This window comes from Methylobacterium sp. ap11 (genome assembly GCF_900110515.1).
In the GTDB taxonomy this organism is placed as follows: Bacteria; Pseudomonadota; Alphaproteobacteria; order Rhizobiales; family Beijerinckiaceae; genus Methylobacterium; species Methylobacterium ajmalii.
Window position 1 is genome coordinate 46164 of record NZ_FOEB01000027.1, and the last position, 16707, is coordinate 62870.

Below are 16707 nucleotides of genomic sequence, written 5' to 3' on the forward strand. Positions count from 1 at the left end.
AGACCGATCGCGTGTTCGCCGACGAGCTGAGACCGATGGAGACGGTGGCCGACCCCGAGACGGCGGTCGATCGCCTGGCGAGCCTGCACACCGCCGCCACCGGGAGCCTGCGGGACGCGCTGAACCGCTTCCTCGCCGAGGGCGTGCCGCCGGACTCGGCCGAGCGGCTGACCTTCCGCTACCCCGAGCTGCGCCTGACCTACCGGCCGACCGGACCGATGCCGCGGATCACCCGCGCCACCGCGAAGTTCCAGGGCCCGGGCGTCTTCTCCACCACCCTGACACAGCCCGGGCATTTCCGCGCCTACCTTCTCGAGCAGCTGCGCCCGCTGGTGCAGGATTACGGCGCCACGATCGAGGTGGGCCCGAGCGCCCAGGAGATCCCGTACCCCTACGTCGTCGAGCCGGGGGCGGAGCTCGCCCGCGGCGTCACGTCGAGCGACCTCGCGCGCCACTTCCCGACCCCGATGCTGTCGAGCGTCGGCGACGAGATCGCCGACGGGCTGTGGCTCGACACCGACGACGAGGCGCGCCCGCTCGCCCTGTTCGACGGGCCGCGGGTCGATTACTCGCTGCGCCGCCTCGTGCACTATACCGGGGCCGACTGGCGCCAGATCCAGCCCTGGATCCTGCTCACCAACTACCACCGCTACGTCGACCAGTTCGTGCGCGTCGGCCTCAAGGCGCTCGTCGCCGAGCCGGAGCGCTACGCCCGCCTGGTCCTGCCCGGCGGCGTCTCGGTCGAGGCCGGGGAGGCGGCGGGCGCCCAGGCCGAGGCGCTCATCGCCGCCTCGCCCTGGCACCGGTTCCAGATGCCGGCCTACCACCTCGTCGCCCGGGACGGGCAAGGGCAGCCGGGGCAGGGCACCAGCCTCGTCAATATCGGCGTCGGGCCGTCGAACGCGAAGACCATCACCGACCACCTCGCGGTGCTGCGGCCGCATTGCTGGCTGATGGTCGGCCATTGCGGCGGCCTGCGCCAGTCGCAGACCATCGGCGACTACGTGCTGGCCCACGGCTACCTGCGCCGCGACCGGATCCTCGACGAGCTGGTGCCGCCCGACGTGCCGATCCCGGCGCTCGCCGAGGTCCAGGTCGCGCTCCAGGAGGCCGCCGCCAGCGTCACCGGCGAGCGGGCCGAGGCCCTGAAGCAGCGCCTGCGCACCGGCACCGTCGTCACCTACGACGACCGCAACTGGGAGCTGCGCTGGTCGCAGGAGCGGCGGCGAATCAACCTGTCGCGGGCGATCGGCGTCGACATGGAGAGCGGCACCATCGCGGCGCAGGGCTACCGCCTGCGGGTGCCCTACGGCACGCTGCTCTGCGTCTCCGACAAGCCGCTGCACGGCGAGATCAAGCTGCCGGGCGCCGCCAACGCCTTCTACGAGCGGGCGGTGGGCGAGCACCTGCTGATCGGGCTCGCCACCCTCGACGCCCTGCGGCGCAACCGGCACGGCCTGCACTCGCGCAAGCTGCGCAGCTTCGACGAGCCGCCGTTCCGGTAACGGTGACCCGCCACATGGCCGCTCTGCCGATCTCGAACAGCCGCCACGTCGCCGTGGCGGAGGGCGCCGCGACCCGCGTCGTCGCGGTGGCCGACCTCGCCGCCTCCCTCGGGGCCGAGGCGCTGATCCGCCTGCACGAGGCGGATTTCGCCGCGCTCGCGGCGGTCGGCCGGGACCTCGTCCACTTCAACCTCGAGCGCACGATCAACCGGGCCGGCATCCGTTACGCCCTGGTGCCGATCGTCAGGCCCGGGCGGCGCCGGCCCGGCGAGCCGGAGGAACTGCCGGTCCTCGACCCGACCCGGTTCCGCACCGGCCTGTGCGTCGCGGTGCGTCAGGGCGTACCGGTGACCGAGGTGCCGGCGCCGCTATTCGCGATCTCGCTGCCGACGATCCGCGATGCCGACGCCCTCGCGGCGGCCCTGGTGCGCCGCTACGCCGAGCTGTTTCCCGATCTCGGCCCGGCCGAGATCGTCGGGCGGGGCTGCGCGGTCACGCGGCTGCGGCTCGACGCTCCCGGTCGGATCCCGGGCGCCGGGCCGGCCTGATCGACCAAGGCCGCGGGTGGCTCAGTCGATCCGCCGCAGACCTTGCGCGAAGCGCTTGGCGTTGGCGACGTAGCGGTCGGCCGAGGCGCGCAAGCCCGCCACCGCCGCCTCGTCGAGCACCCGCACCGCCTTGGCCGGGGCGCCGACGATCAGGCTGTTGTCGGGGAATTCCTTGCCCTCGGTGACGAGCGCGTTGGCACCGACGAGGCAGTTGCGGCCGATCTTCGCCCCGTTGAGGATCGTCGCGCCCATCCCGATCAGCGAATTGTCGCCGATCGTGCAGCCGTGCACGATGGCGCCGTGCCCGACCGTGATGCCCTCGCCGAGGGTGAGCGGGAAGCCCGCATCGGTGTGGAGCACCGCGCCCTCCTGGACGTTGGTGCGGTCCCCGACCGTGATCGGCTCGTTGTCGCCGCGGATCACCGCACCGAACCACACGCCGACCTCGCGGCCGAGCCGCACCCTCCCGATCACGTGGGCATCCGGGGCGATCCAGGCGCTGGCATCCTCCGGCACGACCGGGCTGACGGTGTCGAGGGCGTAGAGCGGCATCGGATCCTCCGGGTGATCTGTCCTCCCTTTCGCATGGCGGGAGGGCGGCGTCAGCCCGGAGCGGGGCGGCTCACACCGAGCCGACGGTCTTCAGCCGCGCCCGCGGGTGGATCTCGGCCTGGCTCATCACCGGGGTCTCGCGGCGGAAGCGCTCGATGATCGAGCGCACGAAGGGCCGGGCCTGGACCGAGGTGACCAGCACCGGCATCTCGCCGATCCGGGCCGCCTCCTCGAAGCGGTCGCGCACCGTGGTGACGAAGTCCGACAGCTTGGAGGGCTGCATCGCCAGGTGGCGATCGTCGCCGTGGCCGACGATCGCCTCCATGAAGGCGGTCTCCCAGGCGGGCGAGAGGGTGATGATCGGCAGGACGCCGCCCGGGCCCTGGTACTGGGCGCAGATCTGGCGGCCCAGGCGGGCGCGGACGTGCTCGACGATGTCGCGCGGATTCTTGATGTGGCCGGCGACCTCGGCGATGCCCTCCACGATGGTGCCGAGGTCGCGGATCGAGACCCGCTCGGAGAGCAGGTATTGCAGCACCCGCTGGATCCCCGTGGTGGCGATCTGGCTCGGCACCACCTCCTTCAGTAGCTCGCCGTGCTCCTTGGGCAGCTCCTTGAGGAGCTTCTGCACCTCGACGTGGTTGAGGAGGTCGGAGACGTGGGCCTTGATCACCTCGGTGAGGTGGGTCGAGACCACGGTGGCGGCGTCGACCACGGTGTAGCCCTTGAGCTGGGCCTCGTCGCGCAACGCCGCGTCGACCCAGGTCGCCGGCAGCCCGAAGGTCGGCTCCATCAGGTGCTGGCCGGGCAGCTGCACCTGCCCGCCCATCGGGTCCATCGCCATGAACTGGCCCGGGAAGATCTGGCCGGTGCCGGCCTCGATCTCCTTGACCCGGACCACGTAGGTGTGGGCCTCGAGCTGGACGTTGTCGAGGATGCGCACCGAGGGCATCACGAAACCGAGTTCCGCCGCGAGCTGGCGGCGCAGGGCCCGGATCTGGTCGGTGAGGCGATCCTGGCCGGCCGGCCCGTTGACGAGGGGCAGGAGGGCGTAGCCCATCTCGAGCTTGAGGTCGTCGAGCTTCAGGAGGTCGGCCGCCGTCTCCTCCTTGGCCTCCGCGGCGGTCGCCTCGGCGGCCTTGTCCGCCGCGGCGTCGGCCTGCGCGGGGGTCGGCAGCAGGGCGATGCGGCGGGCGAGGTAGGCGGCGCCCAAGCCCAGCGCGAGGAACGGCAGCATCGGGATGCCGGGCAGGAGCCCGATCAGGATCATCACCGCGGCCGACATGCCGAGCGCCTTGGGGTAGTTGGCGATCTGGCGCCCCAGCGCCCGGCTCGCCGGGCCGCGCACGCCGGCCTTGGAGACGAGGAGGCCGGCGGCGGTCGAGACGACCAGCGCCGGGACCTGGCTCACCAGGCCGTCGCCGACGGTCAGCAGCGTGTAGGTCTTGCCGGCCTCCGCGAAGGTCAGGCCCTGCTGGGCGACGCCGATGATGATGCCCCCCACCACGTTGATGACCGTGATGAGGAGCGCCGCGATCGCGTCGCCGCGCACGAACTTCGAGGCGCCGTCCATGGCGCCGAAGAACGAGGATTCGTCCTCGAGCGACTGGCGGCGCGACCTCGCGGTCTTCTCGTCGATGAGGCCGGCCGAGAGGTCGGCGTCGATCGCCATCTGCTTGCCGGGCATCGCGTCGAGGGAGAAGCGGGCCGCGACCTCGGCGATGCGCCCCGAGCCCTTGGTGATGACGACGAAGTTCACGATGATCAGGATCGCGAAGACGATGATCCCGATCAGGAAGTTGCCGCCCATCACGAAGTGGCCGAAGGCCTCGATGACGTGGCCGGCCGCCGCCGTGCCCTCGTGGCCGTGGCCGAGGATCAGCCGCGTCGAGGCGAGGTTGAGCGCCAGCCGCAGCATCGTGGTGATGAGCAGCACCGTCGGGAAGACCGTGAACTCGAGCGGGTTCTCGATGAACAGGCCGGTCATCAGGATCAGGACCGACAGGATGATCGAGACCGCCAGCAGCAGGTCGAGCAGGAGCGCCGGCAGCGGGAAGATCAGCACCACTAGGATGGCGAGCACCGAGACCGCCAGCACCAGGTCGCTGCGCCGCGTGAGGGCGACCAGATCCGCCCGCGACGGCAGCGCGAAGATGCGGCCTGCGCCGACGGCCCCCGTCTCGCTCATGTCGATCCACACCCCGCCACTACCCGGCAATTCCTGCCGGGTTCATGGTTAGGGAATGGTTAATGCGCACGGAGAGAGCCGTTGCGACCGGCCTCGGCGGCACGCCGCGCGAGCGCCCCTCTCATAACAATCCGCCCGCCGGCGGAACGATTTTCCCGACCCGATTTTGTGCATCGCATCATGGCGCGCAATGCAATCCCACGGAAACCGGAACAAGCTCGACGGTTCCCTCTATATTGTCCGCAATAAGCTCGATCCACGACGTTCCACCTGCGGAACCAAGACGCGCGGCGATGATTGAGAAGGCATCGATCGCTCAGACAAGGTTCGAGGAGACCATGCGCAAGACCCTCATCACTCTCGCGGCCCTCGGCATGCTCGGGGCCGGCGCGGCGCAGGCCCAGACCACCGTGACCGGCGATCCGGCCCGCGACGCCAAGCCCAGCACCCAGTCGCAGGGCCAGGAGGCGGTGACCCGGCCCAACACCGACATGATGGACAAGAACAACCCGGGCTCCACCGGCACGGTCGCCACAAACGCCAAGCTCGAGCCCGGCGCCAACAGCTTCACCGAGGCCCAGGCCCGCAGCCGCATGGAGCAGGCCGGCTTCAAGGACGTGAAGGAGCTCAAGAAGGACGACCAGGGCATCTGGCGCGGCCAGGCCATGCAGGCCGGCAACACCGTGATGGTCGGCCTCGACTTCAAGGGCAACGTCTCGACCGCCCGGTAAGGCGATCCCTCGCAGCTGCCCTCCCTCTCCCCGAACACAAGGACGACGCCCATGGCGACCCGTACCCTCACGGCCCTGTTCGACAGCTACGACGACGCCTCCGCGGCGGTGCGCAAGGTGGAGGCGGCGGGCGTGCCGCACGCCGACGTCAGCATCGTGGCCAACAACCAGGGCGACCGCTATTCCGGCCACCTCGGCACGCGTGACGCTGCCACCACCACGACGACCGGCGAGACCGCGCACGACGCCACGAACGGCGCCGGCGCCGGTGCGTCGGTCGGCACCGTGCTCGGCGGCGGCGCCGGCCTGCTCACCGGCCTCGGCCTGCTCGCCATCCCGGGCGTCGGCCCGGTGGTCGCCGCCGGCTGGCTCGTCGCGACGCTCGCCGGCGCCGGCGTCGGCGCCGCGGCGGGCGGCCTGATCGGGTCGCTCACCGGCGCGGGCCTCAGCGAGGAGCACGCCCACAGCTACGCCGAGGGCGTGCGCCGCGGCGGCACCCTGGTGACCGTGCGGGCCGACGACGCCCATGCCGACCGGGTCTACTCGATCCTGAAGGAGCACGGCTCGATCGACATGGACGACCGCGCCAAGACCTGGCGCCAGGACGGCTGGACCGGGCGGCACGACGAAACCGCGCCCTCGCTGACCAACCCGGCGGCGGTCGCCGGCGGCTCGTCGGCGGTCGGCGCGGCCGGCAGCACCACCACCGGCCTCAACACCGGCGGCATGCCCTTCGCGGCCGGCGCCCCGCCGACCGCCCAGACCGTCGATGCCGGCCTGCCCGGCACCACCCGCGAGCGGAACCTCGGCATCGCGGACGAGCTGCCCCCGGCCCGTCAGCCGCTCGGCACCGAGCGCCGCTAAGACCGTGACCGACGACCGGTGAGGAACGCGGCGGCAGGGGCGACCCTGCCGCCGCTTCCTTTTTCCGACTTCCTTTTTTCGACCCGGCCGCCGCATGCGACGGTCGACACGGCATCGGCCGCCACATCCACCGCGTGAGCGCCGGGACAGCCGGACGATCCTCCTCTACAGTACCGGCAACAACAGTACCGGGAGGAAGTCATGCGCTGGATCGCCGTCCTCGTCGCCCTCGTCTGCGTGTGTCCGGCCGCGGGGACGGCCCGCGCCGAGGAGACGCCCGCCTTCCGGGTCGATCCGGCCTGGCCGAAGCCGCTGCCGAACAACTGGATCATGGGCCAGGCCGCGGGCGTCGCGGTGGATGCGCAGGACCACGTCTGGGTGATCCAGCGCCCGCGTACCCTGACCGACGACGAGAAGGCCGCGAGCCTGGATCCGCCCCGCACCCGCTGCTGCGTCCCGGCCCCACCGGTCCTGGTGTTCGATCAGGACGGCAGCCTGGTCAAGTCCTGGGGCGGGCCCGGCCAGGGTTACGACTGGCCACAGAACGAGCACGGCATCCATATCAACCACAAGGGCTTCGTCTGGCTCGCCGGCAACGGCGAGCAGGACGGTCAGATCCTGAAATTCACACAGGACGGCCGCTTCGTGATGCAGATCGGCAAATCGGGGCCGCAGACCGGCAGCCGCGACACCACGCGGCTCGGCCGCCCGGCCAACATGCAGGTCGACCCGGAGACGAACGAGCTCTACGTCGCGGACGGCTACTACAACCATCGGGTCATCGTGTTCGATGCCGAGACGGGGGTGTTCAAGCGGATGTGGGGCGCCTACGGCGAGCCGCCGACCGACGTGGCGCTCGGCCCCTACGACCCTGCGGCGGCCCCCGCCCGGCAGTTCCGCAACCCGGTCCACTGCATCCAGGTCGCCCGCGACGGCCTCGTCTACGTCTGCGACCGCACCAACGACCGGGTCCAGGTGTTTCACCGCGACGGCACCTTCGTCAAGGAATTCACCGTCGAGCCGCAGACCCGGGCCAACGGCTCGGTCTGGGAACTCGCTCTGTGGCCGGACGAGGCGCAGAGCTTCTTGATGAACGCCGACGGCGCCAACAACGAGGTCCGCACCCTGCGGCGGGAGGACGGCGTGATCCTCGGGCGCTTCGGCCGCAACGGCCGGATGGCCGGCGACTTCCACTGGGTGCACAACCTCGCGGTCGATTCCCGGGGCAACGTCTTCACCACCGAGGTCGATACCGGCAAGCGGGCCCAGAAGTTCCTGCTCCAGGGCAACATGGTGCTGCGCAAGCGCACCCCGTGAGACGCCTCACCCGTCGGCGCCCGCCGGCCCGGCGAAATCCACGGCCCGCTCGGCGAGGTCGTCGAGGTTGCGGCGCAGCTGCTCCAGCGTGAAGGCGAGCCAGAAGATCCGGCCGACCCCGTCGGTTGAGAGCGTCCGGGTCACCTGGCGCCGGCGCATCCCGTCGATGGCATCGCGGTAGCCGGCGATCGCCGCCGCCAGCTCGGTGCCGTCACCGGTCGGCCTAAGCCCCGCGGCCAGCGCGTCGGCGAGGTTTTGCAGGCGGGACGCCGCGGCGGTCGCCGCCCGTCCCCAAGCCTCCGCGAGGTGGACCCGCAGCACGTCCTCGTCGGCCTCCGCGATGGCGCGGCGCAGGAGCACGAGGTCGTGGCGCAGCCGCGTCAGGGTGCGCAGGAGCGGGTCCGGATCGGGGGCGGCGGAGAGCCGGCTGCGGCGCTCGCGGGCGGCCTCGCCGGCCAGGGTCTCGAGGCGGGAAAGGCTGCGTCGCACCGCCGGCGGCAGGGCCTTCGCCTCCGGCGTCTCCTGCGCGTCGAGGCGGGCCAGCGCCGCGAGCTGGCTCGCCAGCAGCCGGGCGAGGCCGGCCGCCTGGCCGGTCACCGCCCGGGCGGCCCGGGCCGGTGCGACCAGGAGCGAGACCGCCAGCCCGATGACGCAGCCGAGCCCGATCTCCAGGATCCGGTCGAGGGCGAAGGCGAGGGGGCCGAGCGTCGAGCCGGTGGTGGACAAAAGCACGATGATCGCGGTGATCGGCGCGATGCGGAAGCCCGCCGAGACCGCGGCCGCGAAGGTGAGCGGGGCGACCGCGACGACGAGGGCGAGCAGCGTCGAGGCGCCGCCGTGATGCGGCAGCGCGAAGGCGACGGCGCCGCCGTAGCAGGCGCCGAGCACCGAGCCGAGGAACCGGTCGAGGGCGGCCTTGAGCGAGCCGCCGACGCTGCTCTGGGTGACGATGAGGGCGGTGATGACGGCCCAGTAGGCCTGCGGCAGCCCGAGGGACTCGGCGAGCAGGAAGGTCGCGAGGCTCGCCGCGGTCATCCGCAGGCTCTGGGTCAGCCGCGGCCGCTGGCGTGCGAGGAGGCGCAGGAGAGGAGGCGGGCTGTCCGACGAAGAGGCCATGGGCGCGGTCAGAGCCGGTGCCGGCCCCGCGAGTCAACCGCCTGCGATCGTTCGACCTGTGGCCGGGGCGTCATCCGGGCTTTACCGGACCGGTGCGATATCCGTACGACAGAACAATTGACGACGACGCAGAAGGTCAGGGCGGTGACGATGCGCAAGTTCGTGGGTGCAGTGTACGTTCTGGCCGCGCTGGCGGCGGTGCCGGCGCAGGCGCGGCCGCTCGCTGCGATCAAGCAGGACGGCACGCTGCGGGTCGGCCTGACCGGCGACTACGCGCCGTATTCCCTGCGCCTGCCCGACGGCAGCATCAAGGGGGCCGACGTGGTGATGGCGGGCGAGCTCGCCCGGGCGCTCGGCGTCAAGGTCGAGATCGTGCCGACGACCTGGAAGACCCTGAAGGACGACCTGCTGGCCGACCGCTACGACGTCGCGATGGGCGGGGTCAGCGTCACGCCCGACCGGGCCTCGGTGGCCGATTTCTCGGTGCCGGTCCTGACCGACGGCAAGCGCCCGATCGTGCGCTGCGCCGACAGGGGGCGCTTCGTCACGATCAAGGACATCGACAAGCCGGAGGTGCGCGTCGTGGTCAATCCCGGCGGCACCAACCAGCGCTTCGCCGACGCCAACTTCCCGCACGCCTCGGTGCGGGTGTTTCCCGACAACCGCGCCATCTTCAAGGAGGTGGCCGAGGGCCGGGCCGACCTGATGGTCACCGACGGCGCCGAGGTCGACTACCAGTCGCGGCTCAACGCCGGGGTGCTCTGCCCGGCCGCCGTGCCCGACACCTTCGACAAGGCCGACAAGGCCTACTGGATGACCCGCGACCCGGCGCTGAAGGCGGCGGTCGACGAGTGGCTGACGAGGACCCTGAAGAGCGGCGCCTACGGCAGGGCTCTGGCGAAGGCGGCGGAGTAGGGAAACGACACGCACCCGGCGTCGAGGGCGCGTGACGGCCGTCTTCGACCGGCCTCCCGAATTTGATACGCGATCGGCAGGCAATCTTCCGGATCGCGTATCGATAGCCCACCCGCGTCGTTTCGGGTTCCGTTCTCACGGCCCCGGGATGACCGAAGGAGGAACGGGGCCGTCATGCGGCCCCGTCCCACAGGTTCTGTTCAGAGGAACCCGATCGAGATCCACGGCACCAGGATCACCACCACGAGGCCGACGAGCAGCGCCGCCATGTAGCCGATGATCGGCCGGATGCCGGCATCGGGGTGGATCCGGCTGATCGCGCAGGCGGCGTAGTACCCGACGCCGAAGGGCGGCGCGAACAGGCCGACACCCATCGCCAGGATCACCACCATCGCGTAGTGCACCTCGTGCACGCCGACCTGGCGAGCGATCGGGAAGAGCAGCGGGCCGAACAGCACGATCGCCGGGATGCCCTCGAGCACCGAGCCGAGGATCACGAAGGCCACCGCCGAGACGACCAGGAAGCCGAGCGCCCCGCCGGGCAGGCTCTTCATCATCACGGCGAGGCTCTGCGAGAAGCCCGACTGGGTCAGCGCCCAGGCCATGCCGGTCGCCGCCCCGATGATCAGCAGGATCGCCCCCGACAGGGAGGCGGTCGCCACCAGCATCGGGTAGACCCGGCGCCAGTCGAACTGGCGATAGATCAGCAGCCCGGCGAGGATCGCGTAGACGATGCCGATCGTCGAGACCTCCGTGGCGGTCGCCACGCCCTCGACCACCGCGGCGCGGATGACGAAGGGCAGCGCGATCGCCGGGAAGGCGATGACGAGCGCCTTGCCGACCTCGCCCTTGGTGGCGCGGCGGACGTGGCTCAGGTCCTCGCCGCGGTAGCGCCACCAGACCAGCATGCACAGCGTGATGCCGAGCACGACGCCGGGCAGCAGGCCACCGGTGAAGAGCGCGGTGATCGACACGCCGGTGACCGACCCGATGGTGATGAGCACCAGCGAGGGCGGGATGGTCTCGGTCTGGGCGCCGGTGGCGGCGAGCAGCGCCACGAGGTCACCCTCCTTGGCGCCGCGCTTCTTCATCTCGGGAAACAGCACAGGGGCCACCGCCGCCATGTCGGCGGCCTTGGAGCCGGAGATGCCCGAGACGAGGTACATCGCGCCGACGAGCACGTAGTGCAGGCCGCCGCGGACGTGGCCGAGCATGCTCGCCAGGAAGCCCACCATGGCCTTGGCCATGCCGGTCATCTCGATGAGCAGGCCGAGGAACACGAAGAGCGGCACCGCAAGCAGGATGAGGTGGCTCATCCCCTCGTCCATGCGCCCGACCACCACCATGGCGGGGGCCCGGGTGGTGAGCATCAGGTAGCCGAAGGTGGCGAGCCCGAACGCGAAGGCGATCGGCACGCCGGTGAAGACCAGCGCGCCGACGCCGATGACGAAGAAGATCAGCAGGTTCCAGTTGCCGAGCGTGCGCAGCAGCGGCTCGGCCAGTATCAGCGCCACGACGACGAGGGCGGTGACGGCGAGCGCCCCGACCGCATGGCGCCAGTCGGCGCACTCGATCAGTCGCAGCGCCGCCACGACCAGCATCAGGCCGAAGCCGACCGGCAGGGCCGCGGCCCGCCAGGCGTTGGTGATCTCGAGCGCCGGCGTCTGGACGAAGATCTCTTCCGCCGCGAACTCGTAGGCCGGATGCAGCAGCATCACCACGAAGGCGAGGCCGGCGGCGAGCGCCACCGCCTCCAGAAAGGCCTGGGTCTTCACCGAGGCCATGCTGACCAAAGCCGTCATCCGCATGTGCTCGGCGCGGCGGTAGGCCACCACCGAGCCCAGCATGGCGAGCCACAGGAACAGGATCGAGGCGAGCTCGTCCGACCACACGATGGGGGCGTGAAAGACGTAGCGGCTGACGACGCCGGCGAGCAGCACCACCACCTCGGCCACCACCAGGAGGGCGGCCGGGATCTCGATCAGCGGGCCGAGGGCTTTGTCGAGCGTGCGCGCCCAGGCGCGCTTGGCGGAGGCCGCCGGCAGGGCCGGCGTCTCCGTCGCGATATCGACATGCATCGTGTGCCTCCCTCAGGCCAGCTTGCCGGCGACCGCCTCGAGGTGCTCCCAGGCCGCGTCGCCGTACTTGGTCTTCCAGTCCTTGTAGAAGGTCGTGCGGCCGAGCGCATCGCGAAACTTCTGGCGGTCGACGTCGATGAAGGTGATCCCCTTGGATCCGAGGTCCTGGCGCAGGGAGGCGCTGAGCTTCACGATGTCGGCGCGCTGGTCGTCGGCCGAGCGGTCGAGCTCGCGGGAGACGAGGGTACGCAGGTCCTCCGGCAGGCGCTGCATCGCCTTCTTGTTGCCGAGGATCCAGTAGCCGTCCCAGACGTGGCCGGTCAGGCTGCAGCTCTTCTGCACCTCGTAGAGCCGGGTCGTCGCCGTGATGGCGAGGGGGTTCTCCTGGCCCTCGAAGATCTTGGTCTGCAACGCCGAGTACAGCTCGTTGAAGTTGAGCGGGGCGGCGCCGGCCTCGAGCGACTTGAACAGCGAGGTCAGCATCGGCGACGGCGGGACGCGGATCTTGAAGCCCTTGAGGTCCTCCGGCGTCCTGATCTCGCGGGTCGACGAGGTGATGTGGCGGAAGCCGTTGTCCCACACCTTCGAGACGGTCTGGATCGGCGTCTTGGCGATCTGCTCGCGGACGTAGGTCCCGAGCCCGCCATCCATCGCCTTCCAGACGTCGTCGTAGTCCTTGAAGGCGAAGCCGGTATTCGGCAGCGCCGCGGCGGCGACGAAGGTCGAGAGGATCGAGGTCGAGAGGTTGAAGAACTCGACGCTGCCGTTGCGCACCTGCGACAGCAGGTCGGTGTCGGAGCCGAGCTGGTTGGCCGGGAAGAGCTTGATGTCGAGCCGGCCGTTCGAAGCCTCGCGGATGCGGGTCAGCGCTTCCTGGGCGCGGACGTTGACCGGGTGGGTCGGGTCCTGGCCGGTGGCGAGCTTGTACTCGAACTCGGCGGCGCGCACCGGGCGGGTGAACACCGTGGCGAGGGGGACGGCGGCGGCGCCGGCGAGGAGGGTGCGGCGGGAGAGGGTGTGGCTCATCTGGTCGTTTCCTCGGGGATGGGGGGATGGGCCGGTTGGGCCGACCTCTGGACGTGATCGGTCTGTCCGCGGCGATGCCGCAGATTCAGGAAGAGGCGCGGGAACCCCTCTCCCACTCGGGAGAGGGGAGTGTGCTCGATCTATTTGCCGTTGAGCGCCCGGTACGAGCCGATGACCTGGCTATCGTCCTCGGCGCCCGCCCCACGGCCGGACGCCGCGAGGAAGAGCTGATGCGCCAAAGCCGCCAGCGGCAGCGCCGCCTTCTCGCTGCGCCCGGCCTCCAGCACGATGCCGAGATCCTTGACGAAGATGTCGACCGCGCTGGTGACCCGCGGGGTCTCCTCCAGCATCCGGGGCCCGCGGTCGCGCAGCATCCAGCTCGACGCGGACGAGCCCGAGACGATCTCCAGCGCCGTCGCGCCGTCGATCCCGACCTTGGCGGCGAGCGACAGGGCCTCGGCCGCCGCCGCGAGGTTGACCCCGCACAGCAGCTGGTTGACCGCCTTCATGGTGGCGCCCTGGCCGGGCTCGGGCCCGACATGGAACACCTTGTCGCCCATGGCCTCAAGTAGCGGGCGCACCCCGGATATCACCCCGGCGGGCGCCGCCGCCATGATGGTCAGCGTCCCGGCCTCGGCGCCGACGACCCCGCCGGAGACGGGAGCGTCGACGAAGGCCCGGCCGGTCGCGGTGACCCGCTTCGCCAGGGCCGCGACGGCGGCCGGCGGGCAGGTCGCCATCAGCACCACCGCGGCGCCGGCGGCGAGGCGCTCGAGCGCGCCCTCGCCGAACAGGATGGCCTCCGCCTGGTCGGCATTGACCACCATCAGCACCAGCGCCCCGGCACCGTCGGCGGCGGCCGCGATCGTCTCGGCGGGGGTGCCGCCGGATTGCGCGAAAGCGGCGCGTCCCTCGGCCCGCACGTCGAAGCCGCGGACGGGAAAGCCGTGGCGCACGAGGTTGCGGGCCATCGGCAGGCCCATCGAGCCGAGGCCGACGAAAGCGACGGGGCGCTCGGCGCTCACAGCCATTCGCGGATGCTCCGCACCATGGCGCTGGTCGAGATGCCGTAGCGGTCGTGGAGGGTCGGCAGAGCGCCGGCATCCAGGAACTCGTCCGGCAGGCCGACCTGGCGGAAGGCCTTCGGCACCGTGCCGGAGCGCATCAGGAGCCCCGCCACCGCCTCGCCGAGGCCCCCGACCACGGTGTGGTTCTCGGCCACGACTACCAGGCGCCCGCCCTTGCCGGCCTCGCGCAGGATGGTCTCTGTATCGAGCGGCTTGATCGTCGGGACGTGCAGGACCGAGACGTCGATCTTGTCGTCCTTCAGGGCGTCGGCCGCCTCGAGGGCCCGCATGGTCATCAGGCCGGTCGAGATGATCAGGACGTCGTTGCCGTCCCGGATCGTCTTGGCCTTGCCGAGTTCGAATTTGTAGCCGTACTCGTCGAGCACTAGGGGCACGTTGCCGCGCAGGAGCCGCATGTAGACCGGCCCCTTGTGATCGGCGATGGCCGGCACGGCCTGGGCGATCTCGTGCGCGTCGCAGGGGTCGAGGATCGTCATGTTGGGCAGGCCGCGGAAGATCGCGATGTCTTCCGTCGCCTGGTGGCTCGGGCCGTAGCCGGTGGTGAGGCCGGGCAGCGCGCAGACGATCTTGACGTCGAGGTTCTCCTCCGCGATCGCCATGCAGATGAAGTCGTAGGCACGGCGTGCCGCGAACACCGCGTAGGTGGTGGCGAAGGGCTGGAAGCCCTCGCGCGCCATGCCGGCGGCGGCGCTGATCAGGAGCTGCTCGGCCATGCCCATCTGGTAGAAGCGCTCGGGGTGCTTCTGGGCGAAGATGTGCAGGTCGGTGTACTTGCCGAGGTCGGCGGTGAGCCCGACGATCTCCGGCCGCTCCTCGGCGAGCTTGGCGAGCGCATGGCCGAACGGGGCCGGCGCGGTGCGCTGGTCGGGGCCGGCGAGCGAGGCGATCATCGCCGAGGTGGTGAGGCGTTCCCCCGTATTGGCCTCGGAGAGCCAGGCCGGGCGCGTGTACTTCGAGCGTTTCATGCGGGCCTCCCGGCATCCAGGATCTTCAGGGCGTCCTGCCATTCCTGTGGCTCCACCCGCAGGAAGTGGTTGCGCTCGCGCGCCTCCAGGAACGGGATGCCCTTCGCCATCTTGGTGTCGCAGATGATGATGCGGGGTTTTGGCTCCGCGCAGGCCTTAGCCGCGTCGAAGGCCCGGACGAGCGCGTCGATGTCGTTGCCGTCGACCCGCTGGACGTGCCAGCCGAAGGATTCGAAGCGCGACGCCGCCGGCTCGAAGCCGGTGACCTGCGAAGCCGGGCCGTCGGCCTGCTGGTTGTTGACGTCGACGATGGCGATCAGGTTGTCGAGCTTCCAGTGGCTCGCCGACCAGGCGCCCTCCCAGATCGAGCCCTCGCCGAGCTCGCCGTCGGAGATCAGGCAGTAGACGAACGAGTCCGACTTCTTGCGCTTCAGCCCGAGGCAGAAGCCGACCGCCAGCGCCAGGCCCTGGCCGAGCGAGCCGCCGGTGATCTCCATGCCGGGGGTGTAGGCGGCCATGCCGGACATCGGCAGGCGGCTGTCGTCGGCGCCGTAGCTCGTCAGCTCGTCCTCGGGAAGAATCCCGGCTTCGAGGAGGGCTGCGTAGAGCGCGATGGCGTAGTGGCCGATCGAGAGCAGGAAGCGGTCGCGCCCCTCCCATTCCGGATCGTCCGGCCGGTAGCGCATGGCGTGGAAGTACGACACCGCCAGCACGTCGGCGATGCCGAGCGCCTGGGCGATGTAGCCCTGGCCCTGGACCTCGCCCATCAGCAGGGCGTTGCGGCGGATGCGGTAGGCGCGCTCGGCCAGCGACGGGCCGTTCCGCCCGGGTTCTGTGGCTTTTGTTTCGATGGGGGGCATGATGGTCACCTTCAGTGGATCAGCATGCCGCCGTTCACGTCGATGACGGCGCCGGTGATGTAGGAGGAGAGGTCGGAGGCCAGGAACAGGCAGGCATTGGCAACGTCGTCGGCGACGCCGAGGCGGCCGAGCGGGATGCCCTTGGCGATCTCGACCTTCAGCTCGTCGGTGAGCTTGCCGCCGGTGATGTCGGTCTGGATCAGGCCCGGGGTGATGCTGTTGACCCGCACCGTGTCGGGCCCGAGCTCGCGCGCCATCGCCTTGCCGAGGCCCAGCACGCCGCCCTTGGCGGCGCTGTAATGCGGACCGCCGAAGATGCCGCCGCCGCGCTGCGCCGAGACCGACGACATGCAGACGATCGAGCCGGATTGCTGCTTGCGCATCTGCGGCACCACCGCCTGGCTCATGTAGAGCGTGCCGCGCAGGTTCACGTCGAGCACCGCGTCGTAGTTGCCGGGCTCGATGTCCATGAACTTCAGCGGCTGGGTGATGCCGGCATTGTTGATCAGCACGTCGATGCGGCCGAAGCGGGCGACTACCTCGTCGGCGGCGGCCTGGCATGCGGCCTTGTCGGTGACGTTGCAGGCGAGGCCGACGTGACCCTCGCCGAGCGAGCGCGCCGCTTCCTCGGCCTGGCCGGCATCGAGATCGAGGATCACCACCTTGGCGCCGTGGCTCGCGAAGAGCTTCGCGGTCGCGCGGCCGATGCCCCGCAGCGAAGCGGCGCCGGTGATCAGGCACACCTTGTCGGTCAGCAGCATGTCGTCCTCCCTCCAGGGCGGGCCGGTTGCGGCCCGCTGCACACGAGGGAGCGACGTCGGCGCCGGGGCTCATCCCCGCGTCGCCTTCCGTCCTCGACGGTGCCTCCCTCGTTTCGTTGCAGGCAGAGTGCCCGCCGGCAGGATCGGCGACAAACGCGGAAATTGCAGCCGGAGGTGAATTTGATTCACTTGA

Annotated in this window: 15 protein-coding genes; 6 read left to right on the forward strand and 9 right to left on the reverse strand. The window is 70.8% G+C overall.

The window, feature by feature from the left end; all coding sequences use genetic code 11:
- The first annotated feature begins 35 nt into the window (after positions 1 to 35).
- Both BMX97_RS27415 and BMX97_RS27420 read left to right on the forward strand, forming a co-directional pair.
- Complete coding sequence (locus tag BMX97_RS27415; RefSeq protein WP_210187685.1) at positions 36 to 1505, forward strand: AMP nucleosidase; 1470 nt, start codon at positions 36 to 38, stop codon at positions 1503 to 1505.
- Between the two features lie 14 nt (positions 1506 to 1519).
- Entirely contained in the window at positions 1520 to 2053 is a 534-nt protein-coding gene (locus BMX97_RS27420) for a hypothetical protein (RefSeq protein WP_091754338.1), read from the forward strand.
- Between the two features lie 21 nt (positions 2054 to 2074).
- Here BMX97_RS27420 and BMX97_RS27425 read toward each other — a convergent pair whose 3' ends face one another.
- Positions 2075 to 2605, reverse strand: coding sequence for a gamma carbonic anhydrase family protein (locus BMX97_RS27425; protein ID WP_060847582.1), 531 nt, complete (start codon positions 2603 to 2605; stop codon positions 2075 to 2077).
- A gap of 70 nt (positions 2606 to 2675) precedes the next feature.
- A complete protein-coding gene (flhA, locus tag BMX97_RS27430) occupies positions 2676 to 4793 on the reverse strand; it encodes a flagellar biosynthesis protein FlhA (RefSeq protein WP_091754372.1) in 2118 nt (705 codons plus the stop codon).
- Between the two features lie 338 nt (positions 4794 to 5131).
- On the opposite strand from flhA, the gene BMX97_RS27435 reads away from it, so the two are divergent.
- The 3 genes from BMX97_RS27435 (at position 5132) to BMX97_RS27445 (ending at position 7705) form a co-directional block, all read left to right on the forward strand.
- Positions 5132 to 5524 (forward strand): PepSY domain-containing protein, encoded by a 393-nt coding sequence (locus BMX97_RS27435; protein WP_060847583.1) that lies wholly within the window; start codon positions 5132 to 5134, stop codon positions 5522 to 5524.
- Positions 5525 to 5575: 51 nt separating this feature from the next.
- On the forward strand, positions 5576 to 6388 hold the full coding sequence (locus BMX97_RS27440) for a hypothetical protein (protein ID WP_091754339.1): 813 nt from the start codon (positions 5576 to 5578) through the stop codon (positions 6386 to 6388).
- Positions 6389 to 6589: 201 nt separating this feature from the next.
- Positions 6590 to 7705: an NHL repeat-containing protein gene (locus BMX97_RS27445; protein ID WP_091754340.1), complete on the forward strand. Its 1116-nt coding sequence runs from the start codon at positions 6590 to 6592 to the stop codon at positions 7703 to 7705.
- Between the two features lie 6 nt (positions 7706 to 7711).
- On the opposite strand, the gene BMX97_RS27450 is transcribed toward BMX97_RS27445, so the two are convergent.
- Positions 7712 to 8821 carry an FUSC family protein gene (locus BMX97_RS27450; protein ID WP_091754341.1) on the reverse strand — a complete coding sequence of 370 codons (1110 nt, stop codon included), beginning with the start codon at positions 8819 to 8821 and terminating at the stop codon, positions 7712 to 7714.
- 117 nt (positions 8822 to 8938) lie between these two features.
- Between BMX97_RS27450 and BMX97_RS27455 the strand changes: the two genes are divergently transcribed.
- Positions 8939 to 9736, forward strand: a complete 798-nt coding sequence (locus tag BMX97_RS27455) for a transporter substrate-binding domain-containing protein (RefSeq protein ID WP_244538669.1) — start codon at positions 8939 to 8941, stop codon at positions 9734 to 9736.
- A 200-nt stretch (positions 9737 to 9936) separates the two neighbouring features.
- On the opposite strand, the gene BMX97_RS27460 is transcribed toward BMX97_RS27455, so the two are convergent.
- The 6 genes from BMX97_RS27460 to BMX97_RS27485 all read right to left on the reverse strand — a co-directional run bounded on the left by BMX97_RS27460 (position 9937) and on the right by BMX97_RS27485 (position 16514).
- Complete coding sequence (locus tag BMX97_RS27460; protein ID WP_091754342.1) at positions 9937 to 11814, reverse strand: TRAP transporter large permease; 1878 nt, start codon at positions 11812 to 11814, stop codon at positions 9937 to 9939.
- A gap of 12 nt (positions 11815 to 11826) precedes the next feature.
- Positions 11827 to 12840: a TRAP transporter substrate-binding protein gene (locus BMX97_RS27465; RefSeq protein WP_091754343.1), complete on the reverse strand. Its 1014-nt coding sequence runs from the start codon at positions 12838 to 12840 to the stop codon at positions 11827 to 11829.
- Positions 12841 to 12980: 140 nt separating this feature from the next.
- Positions 12981 to 13865, reverse strand: a complete 885-nt coding sequence (locus BMX97_RS27470) for an NAD(P)-dependent oxidoreductase (protein ID WP_210187686.1) — start codon at positions 13863 to 13865, stop codon at positions 12981 to 12983.
- Entirely contained in the window at positions 13862 to 14893 is a 1032-nt protein-coding gene (locus BMX97_RS27475) for a transketolase family protein (RefSeq protein ID WP_091754345.1), read from the reverse strand. The genes BMX97_RS27470 and BMX97_RS27475 overlap by 4 nt, the downstream gene beginning before the upstream one ends.
- On the reverse strand, positions 14890 to 15753 hold the full coding sequence (locus BMX97_RS27480; RefSeq protein WP_091754374.1) for a transketolase: 864 nt from the start codon (positions 15751 to 15753) through the stop codon (positions 14890 to 14892). Before BMX97_RS27480 ends, BMX97_RS27475 begins: the two co-directional genes overlap by 4 nt.
- A gap of 11 nt (positions 15754 to 15764) precedes the next feature.
- Positions 15765 to 16514 (reverse strand): SDR family NAD(P)-dependent oxidoreductase, encoded by a 750-nt coding sequence (locus BMX97_RS27485; protein ID WP_048427963.1) that lies wholly within the window; start codon positions 16512 to 16514, stop codon positions 15765 to 15767.
- Positions 16515 to 16707 lie beyond the last annotated feature (193 nt).